This is a genomic window from Streptomyces sp. HUAS MS02 (assembly GCF_055702265.1).
In genome coordinates this window covers 1,863,906-1,877,902 of the sequence record NZ_CM146747.1, presented here as the reverse complement: position 1 = coordinate 1,877,902, position 13,997 = coordinate 1,863,906, and the positions used below count along the sequence as shown (strand labels likewise).

Below are 13,997 nucleotides of genomic sequence, written 5' to 3'. Positions count from 1 at the left end.
AGGAGACGATCGGACATGACAGAGACCACTCGCCGCTTCAAGGCCGCGGCCGTCCAGGCCGAGCCCGCCTGGCTCGACGCGGAGGCCGGGGTCGCCAAGACCGTCGACCTGATCGCGGAAGCGGCCCGGAACGGGGCTTCGCTCATCGCCTTCCCCGAGGTGTGGATCCCCGGCTACCCGCACTTCCTGTGGCTGGGCGCGGTCGCCGACCAGGTCCCCTTCGTCCGCCGCTACCACGCCGCCTCGCTCGCCCCCGCCGGCGACGGACTGACCACGATCCGCCGCGCCGCCCGGCAGCACGGCATCACCGTCGCGCTCGGCTACAGCGAGAAGGACCACGGCTCCCTCTACATCACCCAGACCGTGATCGCCGCCGACGGCAGCGTGCTGCTGCACCGCCGCAAGCTCAAGCCGACCCATGTCGAGCGCAGCCTGTTCGGCGAGGGCGACGGCAGCGACCTCAAGGTCGTCGACAGCGCGCTCGGCCGACTCGGCGCCCTGAACTGCGCCGAGCACGTCCAGCCGCTCAGCAAGTACGCCCTGTACGCGCAGAACGAGCAGGTGCACGTGGCCAGTTGGCCGTGTTTCGGTCTCTACCGCGACCTCGCCTTCCAGCTCAGCGCCGAGGCCAACATCGCCGCGACCCAGGTGTACGCCATCGAGGGCAGCGCCTTCGTCCTGATGGCCACCCAGGTCATCTCCCCGGCCGGCATCGACGTCTTCGCGTCCACCCCCGAGCAGCGCCGCCTGCTCACGGCCGGCGGCGGTTGCTCGCGGATCTTCGGCCCGGACGGACGTACCCTCACCAAGGACGTCGACGAGGGCGAGGAGGCACTGGTGTACGCCGACATCGACCTCGACGAGATCGACCTCGCGAAGAACGCCTACGACCCCGCCGGGCACTACGCGCGCGCCGACGCCACGTACCTCGTTCACCGGCGCGAAGCCCGCCGGCCAGTGGTCCGGGAGGGAAGCCCCGCCGAGACCGTGCTCCCGGCGTTTCCGGCGCTGGACGACGAGATCCCCGAGCCATGACCGGACCTGCCGAAGACCCCCCGCCGCCGAGCCGGCCCTCCGTCCAGACCCTGGACCGGGGGCTGCGGCTGCTCGAAGTGATCGCGCTGTCGGACGTACCGCTGACGCTGGCCGAACTGAGCCAGCAGATGGGGCTGCACCGCTCGATCGTCTACCGGCTGCTGCGCACCCTCCAGGATCACCACCTGGTCGCGCACACCACCCACGGGTACGTCATCGGCACCCGCGCCCAGTCACTGGGCCGCCGCACCCTGCCCATGCTCCAGCGCATCGCCAAACCGGAGATCGCCAAGCTGGCCGCGCGCGTGGGACTGACCTCCTTCTTCGTCGTCCGGGACGGCGAAGAGGCGGTCACGCTGGTCTCCGTCGAGGTCGAGAGCACCCGCTCGCGCGCCGTCTACAGCCCCGGCGACCGGCATCCGCTGACCCTGGGCTCCCCGGGCATCGCCATGCTGTCCGCCGAGCCGCAACTGCTCGGTGAGCGACCGGAGATCAGCCGGGCCCGGGCCTGCGGCTACGCCACCACACGCAACGAGGTCGTGCGCGGCCTCGGGACGGTCTCGGCGCCCGTCGTGTCGGCGCCGGGCCATGCCGTCGCCGCCGTGTCGATCGCCTTCACCGTCGAACAGCCCGGCCCGCCGCAGATCGAGGCCGTCCTCGACACCGCCCGCCTCATCACCGGCCGGCTGCGCGGCGAACTGTCCACGGGCGCGGTCCTGCCCGGGGTCGACTGACTCGGGCGACTGTCCGAGGTGCGGCACGTTTCGCATAGTGAACGTGCCCGTGGCCCCTCGGGGTTGGGCGGCCTACCGTCCAGTCCTGCCAGAAAGGGGACCCGCGATGACCACGGCCGCCCACACCAGGACCGTCAAGGAACAGACCTTCGACGTCCTGCGTCAGTACGAACTCACCACCCTCTTCAGCAACCCGGGCTCCACCGAGGTGGGCTTCCTCGCCGACCTGCCCGCCGACATCTCCTTCGTGCTCGGACTGCACGAGGGCTCGGTCGTCGGGATGGCCTCCGGCAGCGCCCTGGCCACCGGTCGCCCCGCGCTCGTCCTGCTGCACACCACCGCCGGATACGGCAACGCGGTCAGCGCCCTGGCCACCGCCCGCGCGAACCGCGCGCCCCTGGTGGTGATCGTGGGCCAGCAGGACCGCCGGCATCTGCCCCACGAGCCGTTCCTGGCCGGGCGGTTGGACGGACTGGCGGGGGAGTACCCCGTGTGGCAGCACACGCCGGCCCGTCCGCAGGACGTCCCCGGCGCCGTCGCCCGCGCCTGGCACGAGGCCCAGGAAGGCCGTGGTCCGGCGGTCGTCGTCGTCCCGATGGACGACTGGTTCGCCGAGGCCGACGACGACGTCGCCCAGGCCGCGCCGCGCGGACCGCTCGCGGTACGAGGCGGTCGTACGGCCTCCGACGACGCCCTGGCCGCCCTCGCCACGCTGCTGACGGCCGCCGACTCGCCCTGTCTGGTGGCGGGCGCGGGCAACGACACGGCGGACGGCTGGCAGGCGCTCGTCACGCTGGCCGAGCGCCTGGACTGCCCGGTCTACCAGGAGCCGTTCGGCGCCCGCGCCGGCTTCCCCCAGGACCACCGTCTCTTCGCCGGCCACCTGCCCGCGGTGCGCCCCGCACTGCGCGAGGCGCTCGCGCCGTACGACACGGTCCTCACCGTCGGAGCGGCCGCGTTCCGCCAATACACCTACGCCCCCGGCGACTTCACCGAGCCGGGCACCCGGGTCGCCGTCATCACGGAGGACCCGGAGGAGGCCCACCGCAGCCCGGCGGAGCTGGTGCTGCTCGCCGAACCGGGCGACACCGTACGCCGGTTGGCCCCGCTGGTGCCCGCCGTCCCGCGTTCCTCGGCGCCGAACCGGCCGACGGCACCCCAGCCGCCTCTCCCCGGTGAGCCCCTGCGTGCCGCTCACGTCCTGGCCGCCCTCGCCGAGCGGCTCGACCCGAAGGCCGTGGTGGTGGAGGAGACCCCCTCCAGCCGCCCGGACCTGCACCGGCTGCTGCCCGCCCGGGCGCCGCTCGGCTTCCTCAGCGCGGCCATGGGCGGACTGGGCTTCGCCATGCCGGCCGCGATCGGCGTCCGTCACGGCGCCCCCGACCGGCCCGTCGTGGCCGTCCTCGGCGACGGCTCCTCCCTCTACTCGGTCCAGGCCCTGTGGAGCGCCGCCCACTACGGCATCGGCGTCCTGTTCGTCGTCCTCGCCAACGGCCGCTACGCGATCATGGACCGCCTCTCCGAGCGCGAGGGCTCCGCCGCCCCGGCCTGGCCCGCCTTCACCGAGCTGAGCGTGTCGACCCTGGCCGAGGGCCTGGGCTGCCCGGCCGAACGGGTCGAGGACCACACCGCGTTGCTGTCCGTCCTGGACAAGGTCCTGCCGACACTGGCGGACCGGCGTGAGCCGCTCGTGCTCGAGGTCGCCGTCGAGGCCGACGCCCACTACTCCTCCTGACCCGCTGAACTGACTCGCTGAACTGACCCGTTGAGCACGGAAGGCACAGACACGTGAAGGTCGTCATCATCGGAGGCGCCGGCGGCATCGGCTCCTCCGCCGCGTTCAACCTGCTCTCCGCGCAGGGGACGTACGAGATCGTGCTCGTCGACACCCGGCCGAACATGATCACCAGCCACACCATGGACCTGGAGAACGCCCTCGGCCTCGGCGCCACCGCCGACACCGTGCGGGGCGGCACCCCCGAGGACGCGCTCGACGCGGACGTGGTCGTGCTGAGCGCTGCCGTCCCGCTGCGGCTGAACTCCTCCCGTTCCGTCTTCCTCGCCGACAACGCGCGGATCGTGAACGAGTGCCTGCGGCCCGTGCGGGAGGCGGGAGCGGACTTCGGCGGGTTGGTGCTCATGCTCACCAACCCCGTCGACCCGCTGCTGACCTGGGTGCACCGGCAGGGCTGGCTGCCGCGCGAGCGGCTGATCGGCTACACCCTCAACGACAGCCTCCGGCTGCGCACCGGCATCGCGTTCGCGCTCGGCGTGGCGCCGAAGGACGTCGACGCCTGGATGCTCGGCGAGCACGGCGAGGGCCAGGTCCCGCTCTACAGCCGGGTCAGGGTCGGCGGGGAACCCGTCGTCCTCACCGGCGAACAGCGCACGGCCGCCGAGGAGTACGTGGACACCTGGTACTCCAAGCACGTGGCCCTCGACTCGGGCCGTACCTCCACCTGGACCACGGGCCTCGGCACCGCCCGTCTCATCGAGGCGATCGCCACCGGTTCCGGGACCCTCGTCCCCGCCTCCGTCGTGCTGGACGGCGAGTACGGCGTGCACGGCACCAGCCTCACCGTGCCCGTCGAGCTCGGGCCCGAGGGCGTACGCCGCATCGCGGCCTGGGACCTGCCGGCGGAGGAAGCGGCCGGCATGACCCGGGCCGCCGACCGTGTCGAGGCGGGAGCCTCCGAACTGACGGAACAGACCGTGTCCCAGCCGTCCTGACACCCCGGCGAGATACGCAAGGACGCGGGATCACCGCGTATCAACGGCGAACATCCCGCGCGGGGCGGCGGCCGCGATCACCGCGCCGCGCGGTGAGGTGCTCAGCGCGCAGGAGCAGGGCGTGCCGGGCCGGGCGGTACGGGAACCGCTGGGCGTGGTGGCGGCGCCGCCGGCTGCGGGCAACGGCCTCGCCGGCAGCGGCAGCGCTTCGTCATCAGGAGCCGGACGGCGGTGATGGGTCAGCCGCACGAACATGCGCCCCGTGTCGTTCGAGAGCCAGTCGTGCCATACCGGCCATGGCCTCGTCGACCATCTCACCCTCGAACACCACAGCGCCCGTCCCGTCCCGCTGTGCCGACTCGACCGCCGCGATCAACCGTGCGCAGCGGGCGAGTTCGTCGGGGCCGGGAGAGAACACCTCGTTGATCACGGGGACATGCGAGGGATGGATCGCCATCATCCCCTCGTAGCCGAGGGAGCGGTTCTGTTCGGCGAAGGCGCGCAGCCCCGGCAGGTCGGTGATGCGCGTCCACAATCCGCTGACCGGGCACGGCACCCCGGCTGCCCTGGCGTCCAGCAGGACGCGGGAGCGCAGCGCCACCGTTTCGGCTCCCTCTGCGCTCCAGCGGTATCCGACGGCGCGCTCCACGTCACCGCCGGGGGCCGTGAGGGCGCCCAAGTAGGCGATACGGGAGGCGGACCGGGCGATGTCGTAGGCCTCCCGCAGGCCGCGGGCCGTCTCCAGCAGAGGCACCAGCGCGACCCGTCCCGGCGGCAGGCCCTGTTCCTGTTCGCACCAGCCCAGCAGCCGGTCGGCAAGCTTCGCGTCCTGGGCGGAGCGGACCTTGGGGAGCACGATGCCGGCGAGCCCGGGTCGTACGACCGCGCGCAGTTCCTCGGACCCCGCCCAGCCGTCCAGCGGGTTGACACGGACGAACAGCGCCATGCGTCCCGTTTGATCGGCGGACGCGGCGGCCTGCGCGATGGCCTCGACCACCTGTGCCCGGGCGGCGAGCTTGGCGGAGGCGGGCACCGCGTCCTCCAGGTCGATGATGGCGGCGTCGGCGCCCGCCGCCCGGGCCTTGGGCAGCCAGTCGGTTCTGGTGCCGGGGACGAAGAGCAGGGAGCGCAGCGGCGGCCGGCCGGCCGCTCTCGCGTCCGCCTCGGCAGCCCTCTTGGAAGGCGCCTCAGATGACATCGCTCTTCTCCAGGTCCGTGATCTCGTCCTCGCCGAGTCCGAGCCACTGCCCGTAGACAAGGCGGTTGTCCTGCCCGAGGGAGGGCCCGGTCCGCCAGACCCGGCCGGGCTGTTGTCGGAAGTGCGGGATCACCGCCTGCATACGCACCGGACCGAGTTCGGGGTCGTCGACGGTGATGATGTCCTGGCGTTCGGCGTACACGGGATCGGCGGCGATGTCCGCGGCGTCGAACACCCGTGAGGCCACGACCTCGGCGCGGGCGAACCCTGCGAGGCACTCGCCGGTGTCGCGCTCCGCCACCCAGTTCCGCAGGCCCTCATCCAGTTGCCCCCGCCGGTCGTACTGTTGCCGCGCCGTGGCGAACTCCTTCTCGGGGAGTCCGAGCAGGCCGGCGATGTTGCGGACGGAGCGCAGGGTCGCGGAGGTGACCGTGATCCAGTCGCCGTCGCGGGAGCGGTAGGTGTTGATCACGGCCCCCGGGGCGACCGCCAACTGGTTGCCGGAGCGTTCGGGTACTCGTCCCAGCTGGTCGTGGACGATGACCTGCCACTCGACCAGACGGAACAGGGACTCGAAGAGAGCGAGGTCGATCCACTCGCCGTCGAACCCGGGGTCGTGGTCACGGCGGTGGAGGGCGGCGAGGACGGCGTAGGCGCCCATCAGGCCGGTCACGGCGTCGCCGTGCGAGAAGCCGGTGTGCACGGGCGGGCCGTCGGGAAAGCCGGTCAGGTGGACGACTCCGCTGCGTGCCTCGCCCATCTTGCCGAAGCCGGGGGCGTCCGCCTGCGACGAGGTGGCGCCGAAGCCGGAGATCTGCAGCAGTACGGCCCGGGGGTTGATCCGGTGCACGGAGTCCCAGTCGAGTCCCCAGCTGCGCAGGCGTCCGGCGCGCAGCGTGACGATGACGACGTCCGCCCAGGCGACGAGCCGGTGGGCGACACTCCGGCCGGCCTCGTGGTGCAGATCAAGGGTGACAGAGCGCTTGTTGCGGCCGGCGACCTTGAACCACAGGGGGACGCCGTCTCGTTGCGGCCCCATGGCGCGGGCCGCGTCTCCGGCGCCGGGGGGTTCCACGTGCACGACGTCGGCCCCTTGGTCGGCGAGCATCGAGCCTGCCAGCGGCCCGGCCACCACATGCGCGAACTCGACCACTTTCAACCCCTGCAACTGCCCGCGTCCGGTGGTGTTCCGCTCGTCGTCCGACACCGATGCGCTCCCTCACCCGTGCTGTTCGCGTTGGTCCCCGGCCGCGTCGTCCGCGGTGGTTGCGCCACGTCGTCGCCGGCCGGGTCTTCAGACTGCATGAGCGGAGAAATGCATGTCGAGCAACAGAAGGCAATCAATCAATGCGAAGAACGCATGAATCGCCGGAGCGGTCGGTGCGCGGGTGCGGTGGGCGACCAGGGCGACCGGGGCGATACGGAGCCTCGGGCCCCGGGTACGCCTCACGGCGTCAGGCCCACGACACTCCGGGGGGAAGAGCGCGGCTCTGGAGGCGGAACTCTTCGAGCGTCTGAAGGAACCGCTCCGTCACGGTCGGGAGCGTTCGCCGAGCGCGCAGCGCGATGTCCAGGCGCCGGTCCACCACGGGGTCCACCAGGGGACGGCAGACGATGGGCCCGGCGCCCATCAGCGGGAGCACGAGGGCAGGCATCGCCGACACGCCGAGGCCGGCGGTCACCAGTCCGCCCACCGTCGCGATACTGCCCGCCTCGGCCGCCGGTGCCGTATGGACGTCGATCTGGGCGAACGCCGCGTCGGTGAGGCGACGCACGCTCGAGTCGCGCCCGACGGCGAGGAAGGGCTGACGAGCCAGGTCCTCCCAGGCGATCTCGGGGCGCTCGGCGAGCGGGTGGCCTTCCGGCAGCACCGCGACGAAGCGGTCCCTGACCAGGGGGCGGTGCTCCAACTGCTCGGGCGGGTTGCCGACGGTGGTGATCGCGAAGTCGGCGTCACCGGACAGGACCCGGTCCAGTACCAGCCGCTCCAGGCCGTCGAGGAGGCGTACCGCCACCTGTGGGCGCCGCTCCCGGAAGTCGGAGATGACCTGCGGCAGGAGCACCGCGGCAACCGAGGGAAGGGTCGCCACGGCGACCGTTCCGGACTCGCCGAGCAGGAATCGCCTGAACTCCGTCATGCCCGCCCGGTGAGTGGTGACGATCTGCTCGGCGATACGCAGGGCCTCGGCGCCCGCCGGGGTCAACTGCACGTTACGGGTGTCCCGTTCGAGCAGTTGGACGCCGAGTTGTCGCTCCAGGTCCGCGACCGCGCGGCTGAGCGAGGACTGGGACACGTGCATCTGCGCGGCGGCCGCGGTGAAGCTCGCGGCCCGGGCTACGGCCGTGTACGCCGCCAGTTGACGCAAGGTGGTGGCCTCCATGGCCGACGAGCATAGGGCGCGTCCACCTGAATTGATGCGCTTATCGCATGGACAGATCCCGGTTTGATGCTGGACACCGATCCGGTGGTGCTCCGAAACTCTCGCGTAACACCTCGGCCTGCCCGCCCAGTTCCCGCCCACCGCCGCCGAGGGCCGTCCCCGAGAAAGCGAGCGCCGCCATGCTGGCAGCCCTGGGCTTCGCCACGATCGCAGTCTTACTGCTGCTCACCATGACCAGACGCGCCTCGGTCCTGGTCGCTCTGATCCTGCTTCCGGTGCTGGCGGCGCTCATCGGCGGCTTCGCGGGCGATCTGGGCGAGTTGATTCTCGGTGGGCTGTCCAAGGTGGCCCCCACCGGCATCATGATCGCGTTCGCGGTCCTGTACTTCAGTCTGATGGTGGACGCCGGGCTCTTCGACCCCCTGATCCGCGGTCTGTTGCGCGTGGCGGGGGGCGACCCGTTGCGGATCACCGTCGCCACGGCCGTCCTCACGCTGTGCGTGGCCCTGGACGGCGACGGCGCCTCCACCTTCCTCATCACCGTCTCCGCGCTGCTGCCGGTATACAAGAGGCTCGGTATGAGCCCTCTGGTGCTGTCCGGAGTGGTCTGCCTGGGCGCGGGCGTGATGAACATGGTCCCCTGGGGTGGCCCGACCGTACGCGCCATGGCGGCGCTGGAACTGGACAGTTCCGAGGTCTTCACCCCCGTGCTGCCTGCCATGGGTTTCGGCGTGGCCTGGGTGCTGGTGGCCTCGTATCTGCTCGGTCGCCGGGAGCGCAACCGTCTCGGTGCGCTGTCCCCGGGAGGTCCGGCCCCGGACGTGCGCACGGGCGAGGGCGAGCGGGACGACCGCGAACCCGCCGCTTCGGCGTCTGCCGAGTCTGCCGCACTTGCCGCACCTGCCGAGTCGAGCCTGCGGGCCACTTCCCCGACGGCCGACGGGCAGGAGCATCCGCCCCTCCGGTCGCCGGCCGACGGGCAGGAGCGTCCGGCCCTCCGGTCGCCGGGCGACGGGCCCGGTACCGTCCGGGTCCCGCCGCTGCCGCGGGCCGGGCTGAACATCTTCAATCTCCTGCTCACCATCGCCCTCGTGGTCTGCCTGATCCTGGAAGTGATGCCGCTTCCGGTGCTGTTCGTCCTCGGGTTCGCCATCGCGCTGCTGGTCAACCACCCCACCTGGGAACAGCAGCAGGCGCTGCTCGACAAGCACGCCAAGAGCGTGGTCCTGGTCACCACGATGATCTTCGCGGCCGGCGTCCTCACCGGGATCCTCACCGGCACCAGGATGATCGACGAGATGGCCGAGGCACTCGTCTCCGTCGTCCCCGACTCCTTCGGGTCGCACCTGCCCGTCGCGGTGGCCGTCACCGGCATGCCGCTGAGCCTGGTCTTCACCCCGGACGCCTACTACTTCGGGGTACTGCCCGTACTCGCCGAGACCGCGAGCGGGTTCGGCACGGAGCCGGCGGAGGTCGCCCGCGCCGCCATTCTCGGCCAGATGACCACGGGCTTCCCGCTCAGTCCGCTCACCGCGTCCACGTTCATCCTGGTCGGCATGAGCGGTGTGTCGCTCGGCGAACACCAGCGCTTCATCTTCCGCTGGGCCTTCGCCACCACCCTCGTCATGACCGCCGGTGCCCTGCTGACCGGAGCCTTCTCGCTGTGACCGTGTCCCGGGTCAGGGGGTGACCGCGGGCCCGCGGGCCCGAGCGGAGTCCCCGTCGGCCGCGGACCTCCGGCAGCCACCGCGCATGCCGCGTCATGGCCCCCGAAGTGCCGCCCGGCTCCCGCAGGTCGGGAGCCGGGCGACCGGATCCACCCACACGGCACCCGGACCGGGTGCCCCACCGACCGAGACGAGGACCTATGAGACCGATCCCCAGACGTACGGTGCTCGCCGCCACCGCAGGCGCGGTCGCGGCGCCGGCGGTGAGCACGGCGACCGCGGTGGCTGCCGACGCCACGACAGCCCCGTCCGAAGGACGGCAAGCGGCCTCCGGACTGAATCCGGTCCTGCGGACGGACCTCCTGACGCACGTGACGCCGAGGAACAACTGGCTGGTGACGGCCGTCGCCATCCAGTACGCGCATCGCATCGACCTACGCGGCGGGACGGTCCCGCCCACCGCCTTCCAGGTGCAGGCCACCGTGGGCGGACGGACAGCGGCTCGCACGGTGACCCGGGTCTACTCCAACACCTCCGCCGAAGTCGACGACCGCTCTCACCCCGGACGACGGGGGGACCGCCTGATCATCGAACTCGATCCGAACGACCCCAACGCACGGGCCGCCGGCACCGATCCCCTTCCCCTCGACCGTGCGTACTCCGTCAGACAGGTGGCGGACGTGCGCACCCCGGAAGGTGAACCGGTGCTTGAGGCCGGTCCGTTCACGAAGCGGAACGACGACGTCATCACTCCCGTCGTCGACGACTTCGCGGCCGGTTCCTTCACCGACTCCACAGGTTTCGAACTGGACTTCCGGCTGTACCAGCCTGCGGGATTCGTACGGAACCCGCAGACGCGCAAGCGGTACCCGCTCGTGGTCACCCTGCACGGCGGTGGCGAAGTCGCGGACAACAACATGACCCAGCTCACCTCCAACCGGATCGCGGTCACGTTCGCCAAACCGGAGAGGCAGCGCCGCGACCCCGCGTTCGTCCTCTCTCCGCAGATTCCCCTGCCCCGTCCCATGGACGGACCCGACGGCACGGACTGGACCGACGCGAAGGTCCAGGCCGCGCTGATCGAACTCGTCGACACCTTCGTGCGCGAGCACTCGCGCAACGTGGACACCGACCGGCTCTATCTGGTCGGCCTGTCCTCGGGCGGTCGCGGCATCTACAGTTTGCTGGCCAAGCGCCCCGACGTGTTCGCGGCCGCCCTGCCCACGGCCGGCTGGGGCGACGCGGCCACCATGGAGCGGATCACGCACATCCCGATGTGGGCCGACCACTCCATCGACGACCCGGTCGTCCCCTACCGGGAGGGCCGGTTCGGCAACCCCGGCACCTGGACCCTGATGAACGCGCTGGAGACCGCCGGTGCACGGGTCACCCGTGGGGAATGGGCCAACGATCTGCCGAAGGCACAGTTCGAGGCCCGGTCACGGGCTCTCCTGCGAGAGGCCCGGGCCACGCGCAGCCACGTACTGTTCACGAGCTACACGGCCGGAACGACACCGGTGAACCCGCACCTGTCATGGGCCCAGACGTACGAGAACGACGTGGTCGTCGACTGGCTCTTCGCACAGTCCAAGTAGCCGGCCGACCTCTTCGGTCCGCCCCGGTCAGGAGAGGCCGGCCATCTCTTCGTTCCCTCCGCACTGTGAGAGTTCACCTTCCGGTGAACTTCGGCAACGCACACAGTGCGGGCGCACATCGCTGTCCGGTACCGCGCTCTCATCGCCTCCGGAGGTAAAGCAATGCAGCCATGCAGTCGTTCAACCACCACCACCGCGCCGTTACGGACCCGATCCCGTACGGTGACGGCACTGGTCGCACTGGCAACCACCATCGGCTTGGCACTGACTCTGCTGACCGCCGCCGCCGCACCGGCAGCCGCCGCCGACCTGCTGTCCCAAGGCAAGCCCGTGACCTCCTCGTCCACCGAGAACGCGTCCACCCCCGCGTCGGCGGCGGTGGACGGCAACACCGCAACGCGCTGGTCCAGCACGTTCAGTGATCCGCAGTGGCTGACAGTGGATCTGGGCGCCACCGCCACCATCAGCCGAGTGGTGCTGCGCTGGGAGGCCGCGTACGCGCGCTCTTTCCAGATCCAGACCTCGAACAACGGCACCGCCTGGACCACCGTCTACTCGACCACCACAGGCGCCGGCGGCACGCAGACCCTCGACGTGAGCGGCGACGGCCGGTACATCCGCCTCCACGGCAGCCAGCGCGGCACCGCCTACGGCTACTCGCTGTGGGAGTTCCAGGTGTACGGCTCCGGTGAGGGCACTCCGGGCAACGGCATCCCGGACCCGACGACCGCTTCCCTGGAGGCCACCGACGGGCCGCTGTCCACGGCCACTTACACCGTTCCCAACCCGAGCGGATACGGCTCCGGCACGGTCACGTACCCGACGGCCAATGGCTCGTACCCGGGCGTCGTGCTGATGCCGGGCTATCAGGGCACACAGCAGAACCTGCAGTGGCTCGCACCCCGCCTCGCCTCCTGGGGCTTCGTCGTCATCAACGTCGGCACCAACACACTCACCGACGATCCCGAATCGCGCGGCCGCCAGATCACCGCCGCCGGCACCCAGTTGCTCGCGCTCGGCAACGCGCCAGGCAACCCGCTCTCGGGGAAGCTCAACGGCACGCTCGGCGCGACCGGTCACTCGATGGGCGGCGGTGGCGTCATGGCGGCCCTCCGGGACGACGCGCGCTTCCGGGCGGGCGTGCCGACGGCCCCGTACCTCCCGAACGCGAACTTCTCCGGAGTCACCGAGCCCACCTTCTTCCTGACCTGTCAGAGCGACCCCGTCGCCCACGGCAACACCTACGCGGTGCCCTGGTACAACTCCATGTCCCAGGCCGAGAAGCTCTACATCGAGGTTCCGGGCGACCATCTGTGCCCGATGACGGGCTACGGCAACAAGGCCAAGCAGGGCAAGTGGATCGTGTCGTTCTTCAGCCTCTGGCTGCGTGCCGACACCCGCTTCACCCCGTTCCTGTGCGGTCCCGCTCGTGATGCCGACAAGAACAACACCTCCCTGGTCACGCGCTGGATGGACACCTGCCAGTTCTGACCGGCTCGCTCGGAGCGCTCCGCGGCCCGCGACCGCGGCGCTCCGAGCCTGCTTCCCCATCGGCGCCCCTGCGTCGCGACGCTGGAACGTCTGTGGGCGGCGTACCACTTGGAGAAGATCCCCGGCCGTGCCCGGAGCGCGGAATTCGACGGTGCGCCAAAACCGGGGGACCGTCACGTCGGGGCGTATAGAAAAATGATGGTCTGCGTGGCCGCGGATATAGCAGGCATCGTCAGGATGACGTGGACGACGTTCCGTGATGGCTACCTATGGGGGCATCATCCATGGCTGACGCCAGGCAGCAGGGGTTCGACGACCACGCAGAACTCCGGCGGATCAACCGGGAAACGGTTGAGAAGTACATGCACACGACGGGGCAGGACCGGCTGGAGCGGCACCTGCTCTTCACCGAGAACGGATCCGGCGGGCTGTGGACCACCGACACCGGCGAGCCGATCGTGATCCGCGGCCGGGACAGGCTCGGTGAGCACGCCGTGTGGTCGCTGAAGTGCTTCCCCGACTGGGTCTGGTACAACATCGAGGTCTTTGAGACCCAGGATCCGAACCGCTTCTGGGTCGAGTGCGACGGCAAGGGGAAGATTCTCTTTCCCGGGTATCCCGAGGGGTACTACGAGAACCATTTCCTGCACTCGTTCCTGCTGGAGAACGGGAAGGTCGTGCAGAACCGCGAGTTCATGAACCCGTTCGAGCAGCTGCGGGCACTGGGCATCCCGGTGCCGGAGATCAAGCGGGAGGGAATTCCCACCTGACGTGGTGAACAGCCGGGCACAGTACCGAAGAGAAGAGGTGCGGGCGCTGTGAGGGCGATGATCGCCTGGTGGGCACTCGACGAATCCGACCAGACCATCGACTCGCTGCGGGACTTCCTGCGGGACGAGGCCGTGGACGCGTGGGCACTGGTACGGGGCATGCCGCTCAAGTTCTGGATCGCCGACCGGGAGAACAACCGCTGGGGCGCGGTCATGCTGTGGGAGTCGGCCGAGGCCGCTGCCCCGCCGCACCCGAGGAGTCCCGCCGAACTCATCGGATACCCGCCCACGCACCGGACCTGGTTCGACATCGAAGCCGTGACCGAGGGCATCCACTCCCTGCCGGCCCTGGCCGGGCTGGGACTGGCCCTGGAGAAGTGAACGGCCGGACACCGG

General features: G+C 70.8%; 12 protein-coding genes. 9 read left to right on the top strand and 3 right to left on the bottom strand.

Annotated features, from left to right (window positions below; translation table 11 throughout):
- Positions 1-15 precede the first annotated feature (15 nt).
- The 4 genes from ACZ9QC_RS08055 (at position 16) to ACZ9QC_RS08040 (ending at position 4,499) form a co-directional block, all read left to right on the top strand.
- Positions 16-1,035 carry a carbon-nitrogen hydrolase family protein gene (locus tag ACZ9QC_RS08055; protein WP_472919513.1) on the top strand — a complete coding sequence of 340 codons (1,020 nt, stop codon included), beginning with the start codon at positions 16-18 and terminating at the stop codon, positions 1,033-1,035.
- Positions 1,032-1,769 carry an IclR family transcriptional regulator gene (locus ACZ9QC_RS08050; RefSeq protein ID WP_472919512.1) on the top strand — a complete coding sequence of 246 codons (738 nt, stop codon included), beginning with the start codon at positions 1,032-1,034 and terminating at the stop codon, positions 1,767-1,769. Before ACZ9QC_RS08055 ends, ACZ9QC_RS08050 begins: the two co-directional genes overlap by 4 nt.
- A gap of 106 nt (positions 1,770-1,875) precedes the next feature.
- Positions 1,876-3,504, top strand: a complete 1,629-nt coding sequence (locus ACZ9QC_RS08045) for a thiamine pyrophosphate-dependent enzyme (RefSeq protein ID WP_472919511.1) — start codon at positions 1,876-1,878, stop codon at positions 3,502-3,504.
- A 53-nt stretch (positions 3,505-3,557) separates the two neighbouring features.
- The gene (locus tag ACZ9QC_RS08040) at positions 3,558-4,499 is read left to right on the top strand and encodes a malate dehydrogenase (RefSeq protein WP_472919510.1); all 942 of its coding nucleotides are present in this window, start codon (positions 3,558-3,560) and stop codon (positions 4,497-4,499) included.
- A 214-nt stretch (positions 4,500-4,713) separates the two neighbouring features.
- On the opposite strand, the gene ACZ9QC_RS08035 is transcribed toward ACZ9QC_RS08040, so the two are convergent.
- The 3 genes from ACZ9QC_RS08035 to ACZ9QC_RS08025 form a co-directional block, all read right to left on the bottom strand.
- Positions 4,714-5,697 carry an HpcH/HpaI aldolase/citrate lyase family protein gene (locus ACZ9QC_RS08035; protein ID WP_472919509.1) on the bottom strand — a complete coding sequence of 328 codons (984 nt, stop codon included), beginning with the start codon at positions 5,695-5,697 and terminating at the stop codon, positions 4,714-4,716.
- A complete protein-coding gene (locus ACZ9QC_RS08030; protein WP_472919508.1) occupies positions 5,687-6,904 on the bottom strand; it encodes a CaiB/BaiF CoA transferase family protein in 1,218 nt (405 codons plus the stop codon). Before ACZ9QC_RS08030 ends, ACZ9QC_RS08035 begins: the two co-directional genes overlap by 11 nt.
- 247 nt (positions 6,905-7,151) lie before the next feature.
- The gene (locus ACZ9QC_RS08025) at positions 7,152-8,078 is read right to left on the bottom strand and encodes a LysR family transcriptional regulator (RefSeq protein WP_472919507.1); all 927 of its coding nucleotides are present in this window, start codon (positions 8,076-8,078) and stop codon (positions 7,152-7,154) included.
- 179 nt (positions 8,079-8,257) lie between these two features.
- Here ACZ9QC_RS08025 and ACZ9QC_RS08020 point away from each other — a divergent pair, with 179 nt between their 5' ends.
- The 5 genes from ACZ9QC_RS08020 (at position 8,258) to ACZ9QC_RS08000 (ending at position 13,982) form a co-directional block, all read left to right on the top strand.
- Positions 8,258-9,745, top strand: a complete 1,488-nt coding sequence (locus ACZ9QC_RS08020; protein ID WP_472919506.1) for a CitMHS family transporter — start codon at positions 8,258-8,260, stop codon at positions 9,743-9,745.
- A 200-nt stretch (positions 9,746-9,945) separates the two neighbouring features.
- Entirely contained in the window at positions 9,946-11,340 is a 1,395-nt protein-coding gene (locus tag ACZ9QC_RS08015; RefSeq protein WP_472919505.1) for a prolyl oligopeptidase family serine peptidase, read from the top strand.
- Positions 11,341-11,598: 258 nt separating this feature from the next.
- A complete protein-coding gene (locus tag ACZ9QC_RS08010; protein WP_472919504.1) occupies positions 11,599-12,831 on the top strand; it encodes a poly(ethylene terephthalate) hydrolase family protein in 1,233 nt (410 codons plus the stop codon).
- A 284-nt stretch (positions 12,832-13,115) separates the two neighbouring features.
- A complete protein-coding gene (locus ACZ9QC_RS08005) occupies positions 13,116-13,601 on the top strand; it encodes a PhzA/PhzB family protein (RefSeq protein ID WP_472919503.1) in 486 nt (161 codons plus the stop codon).
- A gap of 57 nt (positions 13,602-13,658) precedes the next feature.
- Positions 13,659-13,982: a hypothetical protein gene (locus ACZ9QC_RS08000; RefSeq protein WP_472921629.1), complete on the top strand. Its 324-nt coding sequence runs from the start codon at positions 13,659-13,661 to the stop codon at positions 13,980-13,982.
- The last annotated feature ends 15 nt before the right edge of the window (positions 13,983-13,997 follow it).